General features: G+C 48.5%; 11 protein-coding genes and 1 riboswitch. All 11 genes read right to left on the bottom strand.

Annotated elements, in window-relative coordinates; all coding sequences use genetic code 11:
- Positions 1 to 15 precede the first annotated feature (15 nt).
- The 11 genes from LHUE1_RS11925 to LHUE1_RS11875 all read right to left on the bottom strand — a co-directional run bounded on the left by LHUE1_RS11925 (position 16) and on the right by LHUE1_RS11875 (position 15,522).
- Complete coding sequence (locus LHUE1_RS11925; protein ID WP_049169744.1) at positions 16 to 3,453, bottom strand: pyruvate carboxylase; 3,438 nt, start codon at positions 3,451 to 3,453, stop codon at positions 16 to 18.
- Positions 3,446 to 4,618, bottom strand: a complete 1,173-nt coding sequence (locus LHUE1_RS11920) for an FtsW/RodA/SpoVE family cell cycle protein (RefSeq protein WP_049169743.1) — start codon at positions 4,616 to 4,618, stop codon at positions 3,446 to 3,448. Before LHUE1_RS11920 ends, LHUE1_RS11925 begins: the two co-directional genes overlap by 8 nt.
- Positions 4,619 to 4,914: 296 nt before the next feature.
- Entirely contained in the window at positions 4,915 to 6,759 is a 1,845-nt protein-coding gene (typA, locus tag LHUE1_RS11915) for a translational GTPase TypA (RefSeq protein ID WP_010488589.1), read from the bottom strand.
- Positions 6,760 to 7,027: 268 nt separating this feature from the next.
- Positions 7,028 to 7,807, bottom strand: coding sequence for an inositol monophosphatase family protein (locus tag LHUE1_RS11910; protein WP_049169742.1), 780 nt, complete (start codon positions 7,805 to 7,807; stop codon positions 7,028 to 7,030).
- 2 nt (positions 7,808 to 7,809) lie between these two features.
- Positions 7,810 to 8,091 (bottom strand): UPF0223 family protein, encoded by a 282-nt coding sequence (locus LHUE1_RS11905; RefSeq protein ID WP_049169741.1) that lies wholly within the window; start codon positions 8,089 to 8,091, stop codon positions 7,810 to 7,812.
- Positions 8,081 to 8,974, bottom strand: a complete 894-nt coding sequence (locus tag LHUE1_RS11900; RefSeq protein ID WP_049169740.1) for a lactate dehydrogenase — start codon at positions 8,972 to 8,974, stop codon at positions 8,081 to 8,083. Before LHUE1_RS11900 ends, LHUE1_RS11905 begins: the two co-directional genes overlap by 11 nt.
- A 314-nt stretch (positions 8,975 to 9,288) precedes the next feature.
- A complete protein-coding gene (gene lpdA / locus LHUE1_RS11895) occupies positions 9,289 to 10,692 on the bottom strand; it encodes a dihydrolipoyl dehydrogenase (RefSeq protein ID WP_049169739.1) in 1,404 nt (467 codons plus the stop codon).
- A gap of 2 nt (positions 10,693 to 10,694) precedes the next feature.
- Complete coding sequence (locus tag LHUE1_RS11890; RefSeq protein ID WP_049169738.1) at positions 10,695 to 12,335, bottom strand: dihydrolipoyllysine-residue acetyltransferase; 1,641 nt, start codon at positions 12,333 to 12,335, stop codon at positions 10,695 to 10,697.
- Positions 12,336 to 12,352: 17 nt separating this feature from the next.
- The gene (locus LHUE1_RS11885; protein ID WP_010488601.1) at positions 12,353 to 13,330 is read right to left on the bottom strand and encodes an alpha-ketoacid dehydrogenase subunit beta; all 978 of its coding nucleotides are present in this window, start codon (positions 13,328 to 13,330) and stop codon (positions 12,353 to 12,355) included.
- 2 nt (positions 13,331 to 13,332) lie between these two features.
- The gene (gene pdhA / locus LHUE1_RS11880; RefSeq protein ID WP_049169737.1) at positions 13,333 to 14,445 is read right to left on the bottom strand and encodes a pyruvate dehydrogenase (acetyl-transferring) E1 component subunit alpha; all 1,113 of its coding nucleotides are present in this window, start codon (positions 14,443 to 14,445) and stop codon (positions 13,333 to 13,335) included.
- Positions 14,446 to 14,706: 261 nt separating this feature from the next.
- A complete protein-coding gene (locus LHUE1_RS11875; RefSeq protein WP_049169736.1) occupies positions 14,707 to 15,522 on the bottom strand; it encodes an ATPase in 816 nt (271 codons plus the stop codon).
- Positions 15,523 to 15,738: 216 nt separating this feature from the next.
- A riboswitch (M-box (ykoK) riboswitch) is annotated at positions 15,739 to 15,902 on the bottom strand.
- Positions 15,903 to 15,995 lie beyond the last annotated feature (93 nt).

The following is a 15,995-nucleotide window of genomic DNA, read 5'->3' as shown; positions in this document are numbered from 1 at the left end:
TTTCACCTTCTAAACTCACTGCTTGGCGGCACCGGGCTGAAGCTTGGCCAACAGTTCCTGACTTTTAATTAACGCGCCTGCCTCAACATACAAGTGGGTGACGGTGCCGGCAAACGGCGCGTGGACGGTTGTTTCCATTTTCATGGCTTCGATGACAAACAGAGCATCGCCTTTTGCAACCTGCTGCCCTTGTTTGATTGCGACTGAAACAATTTTGCCGGCCATTGGTGCGCCGATTTGGTTCTTGTCAGTCGGTTCTGCCAACTGATGCTGCAATCCGGCACTCTTTTGGTGGGCATCGCGAATCTGGATCTCCTGTTTCTGCCCGTCAACCGTGAAATAAAGCGTCTTCATGCCACTGGCATCCGCCGTCCCGATCGCATTTAACTGAATAATCAGCGTTTTACCAGCCTTGATTGGCACCGAAACGGTTTCGCCAATCCGCATGCCCTGGAAATAAGAAGGCGAGTCAAGTTTGGTGACCGGTCCGATCTGCTTCTGCTTGCGAACAAAGGCCTTGAAAACATCCGGATATAAAATGGCGCTTAAAACTTCTTCAGTGCTTGGTTCAGCCACGCCCGCCGCGATCAAGTCCTGCCGAACAGCGGCGAAATCGACCGGCTTAGCCAGTTGGCCCGGTCTGACAGTCAGCGGTTTTTGCCCTTTGAGGATTTTTTTCTGTAAATCTTTAGGAAAACCGCCAACCGGTTGACCTAAATCGCCTTTGAAAAAGGCAACCACTGATGCCGGAAAATCATATTGTTCACCATGGTCCTTGACCATTTCCGGTGTCAAGTGATTCTGCAGCATAAACAGCGCCATGTCACCGACCACTTTTGACGACGGGGTTACCTTAATGATATCGCCGAACAAAGTGTTGACTTGCGCATACATGGCTTTAACGGCTTCGAAGTCTGTAATGCCCATACTGCGAGCTTGCTGTTGCAAATTGCTGTACTGGCCACCTGGCATCTGAACAGTGTAAATATCGGTTAGCGGCCCGGTCACGCCGTTGCCAAAGTCGGCATAGTAAGGCCGGATTGCCTGAAAATAACGATCCAACGACTGGGCTTTTTCAATCGCCACTTCGGGTTGACGCTGATCGCCACTCAGAGCATAGTAAAGACTTTCCAGACTTGGCTGACTGGTCGTCCCCGAAAAGCTACTTTGGGCAACATCAACAATGTCGACCCCAGCATGCGTCGCTGCCAAGTAAGTAGCAATGCCGTTGCCGGTTGTATCGTGGGTATGCAAATGAATCGGTACCGAAACAGCGTCTTTTAACGCGCCAATCAAGACTGAAGCCGCTTGTGGTTTAAGCAATCCCGCCATATCTTTAATGGCAATCATATCCGCGCCGGCGTCAACAAGTTGCTTGGCCAGCGCCACATAATAAGCCAATTGATATTTTGGATGGGCATCGCTTAAAATATCGCCAGTGTAACACATCGTTGCTTCCGCAAGCTTACCGGTTTGTTTGACCGTATCAATACTCAGCGTCATTTGCGGCAGCCAGTTCAGACTGTCAAATATTCGAAAAACGTCAACGCCATCATCAGCCGCTTGTTGAATGAAAGCTTTAATCACATTGTCAGGGTAGTTCTGATAACCAACGGCATTACTGCCACGAAACAGCATCTGTAACAACGTATGCGGTAATGCTGCGCGCAGTTTTTTCAATCGGACCCACGGATCTTCATTCAAGAACCGGTACGCCACATCAAACGTCGCACCACCCCATACTTCCATCGAAAACAGATTAGGCAAGCCGTTGCCCATATCCTTGGCAACCGTCAGCATATCGCGAGTCCGCATGCGGGTAGCAAATAAACTCTGGTGGGCATCACGAAAAGTCGTATCCGTCAGCAACAGCGATTTGTGGTCTTTTACCCAATCAGTAACGCCATTTGCACCCTTGTCTTTAAGCAGTGCCACTAAATCAGTCTGCGGCTTGGTTGTTGGAAAATGGCTATCGTATTGTAGCTCAGGATAATACTTTTGCGTTTGGCGCTCAACGCCTTTAAACCCGTTGATCGTCACATCGCCGATATACCATAACAGCCGGGAAGCCAGATCCGGTTTAGCTTGCACCTGCAACAATTCGGGATGGGCGTCAATGAATGCTGTCTCTGCCTCACCTGTCCGGAAGGTTTTAGTAGCCAATAGATGCTCTAAGAAAGCGACGTTGGTTTTAACACCGGTAATTTGAAATTCGTGTAAGGCACGCTGCATTTTGGCCACTGCTGCCGGAAAATTTGGTGCATGAACGCTAGCTTTTACCAATAAAGAGTCAAAATAAGGGCTGACGACGGCGCCGGCGTATGCATTGCCGACATCCAGCCGAATACCAAAGCCACCCGGAGAACGATAAGTATTGATGGTTCCGGTATCCGGCATGAAGTTGTTTTCTGGATCTTCGGTCGTAATCCGGCACTGAATCGCAGCGCCATTTTCACGCAGCTCATCTTGCTGCGGCAAGTGCAGATCGGCAAACAAATCCGCTCCGGCAGCAATCCGCAATTGCGACTGAACAATATCGACACCTGTGATGAGTTCCGTAATTGTATGTTCCACCTGAACGCGGGGATTAACTTCAATAAAGTAATACTGATCGCCGTCAACCAGAAATTCTACAGTCCCGGCGTTTTCATAATGCAGACTTGCCATCAAGTCCACGGCACTTTGGCAGATCTTCGCACGCAAAGCGACCGGCAAAGCAACTGCCGGCGCAATTTCAACGACTTTTTGCTGGCGGCGCTGGACTGAGCAGTCACGTTCAAAAAGATGCAAAAGATGTCCGTGCTCATCGCCTAACACCTGAACTTCGACGTGTTTAGCCGAAGCGATGTACTTTTCAACGTACATGCGATCATCACCAAAACTAGCCTTGGCTTCATTAACCGCATTTTGATACACAGCTTCCAGCTCAGCTTCGGAGTGAACAATACGCATCCCTTTGCCGCCACCACCGCTGGCTGCTTTAAGCATCACCGGGAAACCGTGCGTTGCGGTAAAATCCTGAATTTCGCTGAAGTCACGTGTTGGCTCCGGTGTCCCCGGAATCGTCGCCAACCCGGCCTTATGGGCTGCTTCTTTCGCTGCCACTTTATCGCCAAACACATCAAGCAACTCCGAGCGAGGGCCAACAAACGTTAAACCCGCAGCCCGAACTTTACGGGCAAACGTTGCGTTTTCAGAAAGCAACCCATAGCCGGGATGGATCGCATCCGCCCCGCTTTGTTTGGCAATGCGAATGATATCATCCATATCCAGATAAGCGGCAATGGGTGCCTTGCCTGCGCCTACTTGGTAACTTTCTTGAGCTTTGAACCGGTGAATCGACAAGGCATCTTCCTTGGCAAAAATGCCAACGGTCTTGAGGCCCAGCTCCTCACAGGCACGGAAAATCCGAATGGCGATTTCGCCACGATTCGCGACTAAAACTTTATGCATGCGTTTTCTCTACCTTTCGTTGCGTACGTTCGCTATGATAACTGATATTGAGCATAATCCCGACTGCCATCGACAAAACAATCATACTTGAGCCGCCATAACTGATAAACGGCAACGTGACCCCGGTAACAGGTAACACACCGGCGACGGCACCGACATTGAAAACCGTTTGGACAAACATCATCGTCGCAATGCCGTAAGCAATCAGAGTGTGATAAGTATTTTTGGAACGAATGCCAATCAGATAAAACCGCATCACCAGGAAAAACAGTAAGCCCAGTACGACCACTGTGCCGACTAAGCCCAGTTCTTCGGCAATGACAGCCAAAATGAAATCAGTATAAGGCTCAGGTAGATACCCCAGTTTTTGACTGCTCATCCCCAACCCGACGCCAAACAAGCCGCCGTGATTAATGGCATAAAGCGAATTAACCACCTGATTACCGGCCGCGTTTGCCTTTTCAAAAGGATGAATCGCGGCAACCAGCCGCTGATAAGCATAGTTATGTTCCAGACCCGGGAAGTGATAATGCGACACAATGTAGTACCCCAAAATACCTGTGGCAATCAGTGCAACCAGCCAAAGTAAGCCATAGCGCATTGGAATCCCGCTAGACATCACCACCACCAGCGTGATCAAAAAGAGAATGGCGAAACCGCCAGTATCCGGTTCGACGAAAACCAGCAACATCATCATGCCGGCAATAAATAGCGGCTGCCACATCTGACGCAGGCGGAAATTTTCCTGCCGAAAGCTATCTTCGCGCGACGTCAACATATGCGCCAGATAAAAAATCAAAATCATTTTGGCAAATTCAGACGGTTGCAAGCGAAAACTGCCAATGGAAATCCATGCAGCGGCCCCGTTAACCGCCCGTCCGTGTATGATTAGGTACACCAACATGACAAACAAACCCGACATCAAGACAAATAGCACCCAGCGATTACGCAAAATCTTAAGGGCCATATTGTCAAAGAAGAACACGGTTCCGATCCCGAGCACCACAAAAACAATTTGTTGCAATAAGTATTTAGTTTCTGCAGCACCATATTGCCGCTGCACCCAATAAGCGCTAGCGGAATAGACCATCACGATCCCGATGGCACACAGAATCAGATAGGGTACCAAAATGAAGTAATCCACATGGCGTAATTTTTTCCTCAAGAAAAACGCGGCCTTTCAAGCAATGATTGGATTTATTATAGCATACCGACTACACCCGCCAAGGCGCTTTGAAAACACTTATCGCTAAGTTTAGACGGTTTTAACTTAAATTTACGCAAACTGAGGGTGACAATCGGTAGCTATTCCTACTGACTTAGCACAACGAAACGGTTCGTAAACAGCCGGTTTGTCGGTCTCGCTGCTGGTCATTTCAAATTTGCCTTTTTGAGCAGCCTCATGCGCCTGTTTATGCCCAAAGAAAAAACCGCCAAAATCGGCGGTTTTCAGAAAATAAACTATTTAGATGCAGCAATCTTCTTACGCTTGGCTGCCTTTTGACGTTCGCCTGTGTTCAGGATCTTCTTACGCAAGCGAATGTTCTTTGGCGTTACTTCGCAGTATTCATCATCATTCAAGAATTCAATGGATTCTTCAAGCGTCATTTTCTTTGGCGTCTTGATCGCAGCTGCGTGGTCTTTCCCGGCAGCACGTGTATTAGTCAGGTTCTTCCCCTTGGTGACATTGACAGCAATGTCATTTTCGCGGGAGTTTTGGCCAACAATCATGCCTTCATAAACTTCGGTTCCGGCATTGATGAACAATTGCCCACGATCTTCAACCGACTGCAAGCTATAAGTGGTAGCAGTACCGGCGTTGATCGAAACCAAAGCGCCTTGAGTACGACCAGGTTCCCAGTTTTTGATAACCGGCGCATACTTTTCAAAGGTGTGGTTCATGATCCCGTAACCGCCAGTGGAAGATAGAAATTCAGTCGAGTAGCCGATTAAGCCACGAGAAGGTGCCAGGAAAGTGAGGCGAGTTTGCCCGTTGCCTTCATTTTCCATGTTCTGCATTTCGCCTTTACGTTGGCTCATCGCATCGATAACCGTACCGGTATATTGTTCCGGCGTATCGATCTGCACGTTTTCAAACGGTTCCATCATCACGCCATCGATATCGCGATAGATAACTTCTGGCCGGCCGAGTTGAAGCTCGAAACCTTCACGCCGCATTTCTTCAACCAAAATGGACAGATGCAGTTCCCCACGACCGGAAACCATCCAGGCACCGGCCTGATCGGTATCGTCAACACGTAACGAAACATCAGTCTGCAGCTGGGATTTCAAACGTTCTTCCAATTTACGCGCGGTGACATTTTTACCTTCGCGACCAGCAAACGGGCTATCATTGGCCACAAACATCATTTGCAGCGTCGGTTCGTCAATCCGCAAAATCGGTAACGCTTCCGGTGTGTCGGCAGCCGTCACGGTTTCACCGACAAAGATGTCATCCATCCCGGAAACGGCAATCAGATCACCGGCTTTGGCGGAATTGATTTCAGTCCGGGTTAACCCGAAGAAACCAAATAATTTCGTCACGCGGAAGTTCTTTTGCGAACCATCCAATTTCATAACGGTAACATTGTCGCCGATTTTAATCTTGCCGCGGAAAATCCGGCCAATACCGATTCGGCCGACATAATCGTTATAATCCAGCATGGCCACCTGGAATTGCAACGGTTCGTCACTATTATCGATTGGCGCAGGAATTGTTTTGATAATGGTATCAAAAAGCGGGTTCATCGTGTGCTTTTGCGTTGACAGGTCGGAATCCATACTGGAAGTCCCGTTAACGGCGGAAGCATAGACCACAGGAAATTCCAACTGCGCATCATCGGCACCTAATTCGATGAACAATTCAAGTACTTCGTCGACGACTTCTTCTGGACGAGCACCCGGACGGTCAACCTTGTTGATAACTACGATTGGCGTCAAATGCTGTTCAAGCGCCTTCTTCAAAACAAAGCGCGTTTGCGGCATCGGGCCCTCAAAGGCGTCGACAACCAGCAAAACCCCGTCAACCATCTTCATAACCCGTTCTACTTCACCGCCAAAGTCGGCATGTCCTGGGGTATCAAGAATGTTGATCGTTGTATCGCCATACTTCACCGCCGTGTTTTTACTCAGGATGGTGATACCACGTTCCTTTTCAATGGCGTTGGTATCCATCGCCCGATCTTGTAATTGAATGTGTTGATCAAGTGTATCCGATTGTTTAAGCATCTCGTTAACCAAAGTTGTCTTACCATGGTCAACGTGGGCAATGATCGCAATATTGCGAATATCGTCACGTGTTTTCACGTTTCTACTTCCTTTCTGCTGGCACTACAGGCCGCTTACCACATTAAAAAAGTGCCAGCAACTGACACAGTTATACGATTTTGAATTATAACACACTCTACCCAATCTGTCTGGATTTTCTGAAAAGTGAATTGCTTCACGCAGCCATTTTAGCTGAATTTTCGTAAAAGAACCGCTGTTAGGCTAATAAATAGACGAAAAACCGGCGTCTCCATTAATCGCCGGTCATCGTTGCTCGTTTGTGAGCGCTACTTATTGTGGCTTGAAATCACTTGCCAGCCATCATTGTAAGAATCGTGTGATGCGCTTGCGGTGTGGCAGCCACAACGACGCCTGGTTGACGCAGATCAATCGGTGAACCATCTTCGCGACTGAATTGAACACCCAGACCCTTTGTAATCGCCATGCCGGCCGCCACATCCCAAGGCTGCAAATATGAAACGTAGCCAAGTTGTCGGCCTAACGCGATTTCGATAAACTCCATGCCAGCACTGCCACTCATTCTCGGCCCGGAACTTGCCAACGCAATATCACCTAAATGTAGCCGATTCTTGATCGTCATTGGACCGGTCACACCCAACAACCCGTCTTTCAGTTGCAAATCCGGTAATTTTGTCAATGTTCGTCCCGCAAACGTAACAGGGATTTCCGGTCCGCCACTAAGCACCTCATTACGCATGACGTCCATAATTGCCCCGACAACCGGTTGTCCGTCACGATAAACACCAATCATGATCGCGAAATGAGCCTGCTGTTTGACAAAATTCATCGTACCGTCAATCGGATCGACAAAAAAGACCAATCCGTTGAGATCCGTATCATCATGGGCATGGCCTTCCTCGCCGATAATCCGTGCTGTCGGATACTCGGCTTTGATGTGATCAATTAGAAATTGCTGGTTAGCTTTATCGACATTGGTGACCAAATCATTGCGATTACTTTTACGCGCGACATCTAATGGTTTCGCCATTTCCGCTAAAATTTGCTTTCGACTTTCCGCAAACCAGCTGATCAGGGTCTGCCGTAGTTTTTCTGGATCTTGCGTCATACTTAACTCACCTTCACCTTAATCTTTTGGCTCACACCTTGGCGCGCCATCTGTACAACAGTATACATGGAATAGCCGGACAGTGCTTCAAACTCCCGATCCAGTTGACGTTCAGTGCCTTTATCTGGCACCACCTGTTTGAATCCACGGTAGGCTGCCAACAGGTTATCCCGATCGACGCCATGCTCATACGCATCTTCAATGAGTGCAAAGAAAGTCGTCACTTTAATTTTTTCGTCAGTTGTCCAGTCAAGGTCTAGTGGATAGCTGTAATTAGGTTTCATTTTTATCTGCTCCTTGTTCGATTGCTTCGATTTCGGCTTGAACAGCTTGAATTGCTGTGCTCAAAGCCGCCTCTTCATCATCGGACCCCGCAACTGTCGCCAGTGTGACCACGCCACGTTCGTCCAACAAAATCGGTGAGCTGTCAACTTGTCCGGTTTCATCGTCAGAATCTCGCAGATGTGCGAATGTCCCAATGAGCTTTTCGCCAGCAAACGCAGCCAGAATCGGTTCTACAAGCCGACCCACCAAAACGGTCAAGGCGCTTGCCAAAAAGGCATGAACAGCCGAAGCCGCTTCGGTAAAAACGGCTTGGTCATCATTTAGTAACCGCAATATTGGCGTTGCCCCGACATAGGCCCGACTCCAGATCAATACCGGTGATTGGCTGGTGCCAACGACATAAGCCGTTACTTGTTTGGCCGGGACAGCCAGTCGATCCGCTAAGAATTGTTCAAAGCGCCACGTCGCACCGAAAGTCCCTAATCCGACAACCTGCCGTTTATTCAGCCCGGAGAACCGCTGGGCAAAATAAGTGAAGCGTTCATCATGCGTCATCGCCACGACAACCCGACCCGTAAAGCCTGCTGCCATCGCTGAATTCAGAACCTTACGAATTGAGGCAATGTTGGTCGCCACAAAGTTTTCATCATCCGGCGTTCCGGTATCAGTTAGAATCAACACATCCGCCGTTTTGAGAACTTTCGGGGTTACCTTGATAAACGTATTGTGGCAAATTTGACTCAGTGCCGTCAAACCGGCGACATCCACCAATGCCGCATCCGGCTCGTAGCAACCAATTTCCAGATCAAGTGGTGACGCAATTAACGTTTGCAAAAGTGCTTGTGTACTACAACTGGCTCCGTGAACGACGACTCTTTGCATGAAACCCCTTCCCCTCAGTTGCGTTACCTATATTCTAGCGGAAGCGCAATCTTAAGACAAAATTAAAAAGGACTTTAGGTGCAATTGTTAACTAACTGAAATATTAACGCCTTCTCATATGAAAATACCGTTGTTATCTTCAGGCTGGTGGTCATAACTTGCCCTGAATTTTCAAAGTTAGCAAGATTAGTCTTTTAAAAAAGAAAAAAAGTGTGCACAAAAAAAGACACTGGTGAAAATCCAGTGTCTGCTTAGTGATCCTAGAAATTGTGACCCGAAACTAAAACTAATTCTGACAATGACCGATCCAGCTGCTAAATATTGATTGGTAAGCCTAATGCAACTTCGGCATCGTCCATGATCGTTTCGCTTAAGGTCGGATGCGGGTGAATGGTCAGCGCCAAATCCTCGACGTTCAGACCGCCTTCGACAGCCACAGTCAGCTCGGAAATCAAATCACTGGCGCCGGCGCCGGCTACCTGACCACCAATAACCGTGCCGTCTTCATTGGTGACAAGACGGACAAAGCCTTCTGTTTGGGCCAAACTCAAGGCGCGGCCATTAGCAGCGAATGGGAACTTGCTTGCCTTGGCTTTGATGCCCTTGGCTTTGGCTTCTGCAAGCGTCATGCCAGTCGTTGCAAGCTCAGGATCTGTGAAACAAACAGCCGGCATTGCTTTATAGTCAACCGCACTCGCTTTGCCGCTGATCGCTTCAGCAGCTACCTTACCTTCGTAGCTCGCCTTATGGGCTAACGCTGCACCCGGAACAACATCGCCAATTGCGTAGATGTTTGGTTTGTTAGTGCGGCCTTGCGCATCAACCTTGATCAAACCGCGATCAGTCGTTTCAATGCCGACAATGTCCAGTCCTAAATCATCCGTATTTGGCCGACGTCCGACAGTGACCATGACATAGTCAGCGGCCAGCGTCTGTTCTTTGCCATCAGCGGTATAAGTGACCTTGACACCGTTACCGGTATCTTCAGCTTCTTTGGCCATCGCATTCGTGATAACCGTGACACCGCGCTTCTTAAAGGAGTTCAATACCAACTGAACCATATCCTTTTCAAAGTTCGGCAGAATCGAACTGGTCCCTTCAAGGATCGTGACATGTGCACCTAAGTTTGCATAAGCGCTTGCCAATTCAGAACCGATGTAGCCACCACCGATAACAACGAATTCTTTTGGAACCTCTGGTAAATTCAAGCCACCGGTCGAATCAAGAATTCGTTTACCGAATTTAAAGCCCTTAATTTCAATCGGCCGACTGCCGGTTGCGATAATCAAGTTTTTGAAAGTGTACGTTTGGGCTGAATCCTTTTGCATGACCCGTAAACTATGATCATCCTTTAAGAAAGCAGTACCCATGATTGAATCAATCTTGTGCTTCTTGAACAACATTGAAACACCGCTGGTTAAGGTGTGAACAACCTTATTTTGCTTCCAGTCCTGTGTCTTCTTAAAGTCAAGATCCGCACCTTTAGCGTTAATGCCGAATGTGCTGGCGTCCAAAGCATCTTGATAACGATGCCCAGCATTAATCAACGCTTTTGATGGAATACAGCCAACATTCAAACAAACACCGCCGATGAAAGTACTTTCGATCACGGTAACTTTCTGGCCCATTTCAGCAGCCCGAATGGCAGCAACATAGCCGCCGGGGCCGGAGCCAATCACAACAGTATCCAAATCGATTGCAAAATCGCCTACAACCATACTTATCCCTCCATCAACAGCAGATCAGGATCTGCCAACAATTTGTCCATCAGATTCAATGCTGTTTGCGCCAGCGCACCATCAATTAGACGGTGATCATAACTCAAACTCAGCTTCAGCAGATTACCGACAACAATTTCGTTATCAGCATTGACGTATGGTTCCTTGGCAATTTTACCAACACCAAGAATTGCAACTTCCGGCTGATTAATAACCGGTGTGAACCAGCCGCCGCCAATTGATCCGACATTACTGATGGTCATGGAACCGCCACGCATTTCATCTGGCTTCAATTTGCTGTCATAGGCTTTCTGCGCATTGTCACTGATCTCTTTGGCAATTTCAAACATACTCTTCGCATCGGCGTTCTTGATAACCGGCACATACAAGCCATGATCCGTGTTGGTTGCAATCCCGATGTTGAAGTAATGCTTGTAGACAATTTCATCGGTGGTATCGTCAATAGACGCATTAAATTCAGGATACTCACGCAAGACGGTGACCAGTGCCTTGACGATGTATGGCAAGAAGGTCAGCTTAATGCCTTTATCAGCCGCATACTGCTTGTATTTCTTACGATGAGCCATCAACTTAGAAACTTCGACTTCATCAAAGCTCGTGACATGTGGGCTCCGCTGCTTGGATGACAGCATTGCCTTCGCAATTGCCTTACGCGTTGGGGTCATCTTTTCACGTGTCTCAAGTTCGGCTTCGCTGCCGCTTGAAACATATGGTGCAACAGGTTGCGGCTTTGGTGCTGCCGGTGCTGCTTGAGCCGGAGCAGACTTAGCTGCCGCTTGCGCTGGTTGTGCCGGAGCTGCTGCTGAAGTTGAACCGCCTGCCTTAAACGCATCAACGTCAGCTTTGGTAATGCGGCCGTGCTTACCGGTTGCAGGCACTTGCGAAATATCAACGCCTTGTTCACGCGCGTATTGCCGAACAGAAGGCATTGCCAAAATTTCGCGATTTGGATCTGTTATTGCCGGTACGGCACCTGCCGCCGGGCTTGGTGCAGAAGCAGTCTCTGCCCCAGCAGTACTCGTTGCCGGTGTAGCTGCCGGTTCACCGGCAACTGGCGTATCGTTATGGCCCGGAGCATCAATATCAACCAAGGCGTCGCCAACAGATGCCGTTTCCCCTTCAGGAACCAGAATCTTGACAACTGTTCCGGTAACCGGAGATGGAATTTCTTCGACACTCTTATCGCTTTGAACTTCAAGAAGGGTGTCATCCTCCTTGATTTCATCGCCAGCCTTCACGTCCCACTTGACAATTTCACCTTCTGCCAAGCCTTCGCCTAATTCCGGAAGCTTAAACTGATATACCGACTTAGCTGCGGCCGGTGCAGGTGCAGCCGGTGCAGCGGTTGAAGCTGCTGGTGCTGCCGACTGTGCAGGCGCGCCTGAGCCATCATCGATTTCAACCAACAAATCACCGACCGAAGCTGTTTCGCCTTCCGGTACTAAAATTTTTAAAATTTTCCCGGATACTGGCGACGGAATTTCTTCGACACTTTTATCACTCTGAACTTCAAGAAGGGTGTCATCCTCCTTGATTTCATCACCAGGTTTAACGTCCCACTTGACGATTTCACCTTCTGCCAAACCTTCGCCAAGTTCTGGCAGTTTGAATTCAAAAGCCATGTTGGCACCTCTTCTCTCTAGAAATTAACGGTTTCCCGAACTTTAGCTTCAATATCCTTGGCATTTGGCAGCCAAATATTTTCGGCTTGACCAAATGGGAACGGCGTATCAGGAGCCGCAACCCGACCGATCGGTGCCTCAAGTGACAGAATTGCCCGTTCAGAAATTTCACTGATAACGTTGGCGGCAACACCGGCCATCCGCTGGGCTTCCTGAACGACCACTGCCTTATGCGTTTTCTTAACCGATGCAATGATGGTCTCAACATCAAGCGGGGCAATAGTTCGTAGATCAACAATTTCTGCATTGATGCCATCTTTGGCTAGATTATCAGCCGCCTTGAGCGCTTCACGAACCATCGCACCATAAGTGATGATCGACACGTCGGTTCCTTCACGCGTTACCGCTGCCTTATCCAGCGGCACCGTGTAAGTCCCTTCTGGAACATCCTGACGGAACGACCGGTAAAGTTTCATGTGTTCAAGGAATAACACTGGGTCATTGCTGCGAATGGAACTAATCAGCAAACCTTTAGCATCATATGGGTTGCTTGGAATAACAACCCGCATGCCCGGGAACTGGGCGATCAAGCCTTCAAAGTTATCACTGTGCATTTCCGGTGTATGAACCCCACCGCCAAATGGTGCCCGAATGGTAATCGGCATGGACCGCGTACCACCCATCCGATACCGCATCCGCGACATCTGACCGCCAATACTATCCATGGTTTCAAAAACGAACCCAAAGAACTGGATTTCCGGAATCGGCCGCCAGCCGGTTAATGCCAATCCAATGGCCAAACCACTAATGCCTGACTCGGCAAGTGGCGTATCAAAGACACGATCCTCACCGTGTTTAGCCTGCAAGCCATCCGTTGCCCGGAAGACCCCACCGTTTTTACCAACATCTTCGCCGAATACCAAGGTTTTAGGGTCGTTCGCCAACTCAACATCAAGCGCATCAGTGATGGCTTGGATCATTGTTTTTTGTGCCATGGTTACTTCGACTCCTTTCCTTGAAATTCTGCCAGTTGTTCCGCCACATTCTGAGGTGACTCTTCATAGGTATCTTTCAGGAACCGCGATACCGTTTGCTGTGGTGCCTTATCGGCTTCGTTAATGGCATTCTTAATATCGTCTTTAACCTTTTCGATCAAGGCGTCTTCCTTGTCCTTGTCCCAGAGACCTTTATCGGTTAGGAAGTTACGCATTCGAATCAACGGATCACGTTTCTGCCACAATTCATCGGTTTCCTTTGAACGGTAGCGTGTCGGATCATCGCCTGACAACGTATGCGGACCATACCGATAAGTCAGTGTTTCAATCAAAACCGGACCATTGCCGGCCGCAGCCCAAGCTCTGGCTTCCTTGGTAACTTCATAAACGGCCAGTGCGTCCATACCGTCAACCTGCACGCCGGGAACCCCGGCAGCCACTGCTTTTTGAGCCAGCGTCTTGGCCGCCGTCTGATTGGCACGCGGAACGGAAATCGCGAAGCCGTTGTCTTGAACGATGAAGAGTGCTGGTGCTTTAAAGTGTCCGGCAAAGTTAACGCCTTCATAGAAATCCCCCTGTGACGTACCACCATCACCGGTATACGTAAAGGCGACTTCATCGCTGCCATTTTTCTTCAAGCCAAGCGCAACACCAGCAGTCTGCACATACTGCGCACCAATAATGATTTGTGGTGGCAGTGCATGAAAATCTTCTGGATATTCGTTACCTGCGACATGACCACGCGACCACAAAAATGCCTTGTCCAGTGGCAGGCCATGTTGGATCAGCTGCGGTAAATCACGGTAGGCTGGCAGCAGCCAATCTTCTTTTTTCATTGCCGCATGACTGCCAATCATGCTGGCCTCTTCGCCTGCACTCGGCGCATAAAATCCTAAACGTCCTTGCCGGTTTAGCGCTGTTGCCCGTTGATCAAGCACCCGTTGCCAAACCATCTTGGACATCAAATCAACCAACTGATCATCACTGAGATCGGGCATGATATCAGGATTGACGACTTTGCCAACCTCATCCAGAATCTGGATCGTCGGCTTAAAATCGGCATCTTGATTGTCTAGCAGTCGTTTAAAATCAACTGCAGCATGCTGTTTTGCCATAATCAGAACCTCTTTCCATTCCTGTAGTTATTAACCCAGGAAAACTGTACTAATGAAAATCTTTACAAACAAAGCGTAACATTGCAAAATTGTCGTTGCAAGCGTTTTATTTCAAGGTACACAAGAAGTACTTTTTACGAAAAAAAGCCGCCCGTTATGTCATTGTCAGACTATAACAGGCGGCCCCTTTTATTAAGACACAAAAAAAGCACGTCGTTTCACAATCGCGTGCCTCTTCATCATCAAAACATTGTCCGTGCATCACGAGACCGGATCTTGGTTGTGCCAGAAATCACTGGTTTTACTGTGATGTTTCATGGCGCCAACCAAGGTGGCGTGGCGTGCAAAATCCATATCCAGCTGAATTTGCACTGCACGATTTATTTGTTTGCTTTTGAACAATTCTGCAGGGAGAATTGATACAGTCATGCGAGCCACACAGCAAATCTGTTTCAACGCAAGTGTTATAGCGGTAACCGCACTCATTACAAGTGAAGTTGACGCTAGATTTGTGGATTGATTCGCAAGCTGCATTAACGCACGGTCCAGTAGACCATTATGCCAAACTGCAGTCACCGTTGCTTGGGCGTCGGTTGCCATCACGGCACCAGCCACGCCCATTCCTGCAGGCACCTGCTGATTCAACAAAACCAGCATCCCGGCCATGTCACTTGGCAAGGTTGCGTGCACTTCAGGAGACAATGCAACATCAACAGGCAGTTTTTCTCCCGCTGTCAGCATCAAAACGTCGCCAACGACAAGGTCTTGCGCCTGAACCTGACGAACCAGTCCTTCACGCACGACCAACACTGATTGTTGGGGATTACTTTGATGCCGAGTCAACGCTGTGATCAAATAAACAACCACAGCAATCAAAAAACCAAGCAGTATCGCAATAATAGCAGTTAAAAGCCAGCTGTGACTGACAAAGCTAATTAGGCTGCTCACACCAGCCAGTACCGCCAGCAAAGGCAAAAAGAGTTTTGTCTTGCTGATCGAATTCTGGTGGGGTGTCACTGCTTTTTGAGCCCTTTGCGCTTCATAGCGTGTCAGGCCGCTTGATATCATCATCAACATCGACAAACTCCTTTCCGTATATCCCGAAAAGAGCCGCGATGCTGCCAAATCCATTAATTTCACTTAAGAGATCGTAGCGGCAGCATAATGGGCCTTCCGGGATCCGCTAAATCGCTGCTACTACCGCTACTCTTTGAAGATTGTTCCATTATGCTCACCACCTTTTCTACTTTCCCTCAGATAAAAAAACTGCACGCCGATTGAGGACGTGCAGAAATAGCATCCCAATCGTTTAGTTTTAGCACTATACGCCTAGAAGCGAGCTTCAGTTGCGTTAGCGTAAGCCTTAATGGGCAAACGCAGTTGACTCAATTGGCATCTCTCGATGTTTCTGAGCAGCAACATTGTTCGTATAGGAGCCTCACCTAACGGAAAGCACCGTATTTATTTACCGTAATCTATAGTAGCCGATGAAAAGAGGGATGTCAACAATAACACGCACCCTCTTCCACAATTGTGCCGACCGCAATGAA

This window comes from Lacticaseibacillus huelsenbergensis (assembly GCF_029726355.1).
GTDB classification, from domain to species: domain Bacteria; phylum Bacillota; class Bacilli; order Lactobacillales; family Lactobacillaceae; genus Lacticaseibacillus; species Lacticaseibacillus casei.
Note: the sequence above shows the minus strand (reverse complement) of the source record. Positions and strands in the feature narration are given on the sequence as shown.

What these genes read in the sequence shown, in the direction of transcription:
- LHUE1_RS11925 (WP_049169744.1), bottom strand. Translation starts at nt 3,453, where the DNA reads ATGCATAAAGTTTTAGTCGCGAATCGTGGCGAAATCGCCATTCGGATT.
- LHUE1_RS11910 (WP_049169742.1), bottom strand. Translation starts at nt 7,807, where the DNA reads ATGACGCAAGATCCAGAAAAACTACGGCAGACCCTGATCAGCTGGTTT.
- LHUE1_RS11905 (WP_049169741.1), bottom strand. Translation starts at nt 8,091, where the DNA reads ATGAAACCTAATTACAGCTATCCACTAGACCTTGACTGGACAACTGAC.
- LHUE1_RS11900 (WP_049169740.1), bottom strand. Translation starts at nt 8,974, where the DNA reads ATGCAAAGAGTCGTCGTTCACGGAGCCAGTTGTAGTACACAAGCACTT.
- lpdA (WP_049169739.1), bottom strand. Translation starts at nt 10,692, where the DNA reads ATGGTTGTAGGCGATTTTGCAATCGATTTGGATACTGTTGTGATTGGC.
- LHUE1_RS11890 (WP_049169738.1), bottom strand. Translation starts at nt 12,335, where the DNA reads ATGGCTTTTGAATTCAAACTGCCAGAACTTGGCGAAGGTTTGGCAGAA.
- LHUE1_RS11885 (WP_010488601.1), bottom strand. Translation starts at nt 13,330, where the DNA reads ATGGCACAAAAAACAATGATCCAAGCCATCACTGATGCGCTTGATGTT.
- pdhA (WP_049169737.1), bottom strand. Translation starts at nt 14,445, where the DNA reads ATGGCAAAACAGCATGCTGCAGTTGATTTTAAACGACTGCTAGACAAT.
- LHUE1_RS11875 (WP_049169736.1), bottom strand. Translation starts at nt 15,522, where the DNA reads ATGTTGATGATGATATCAAGCGGCCTGACACGCTATGAAGCGCAAAGG.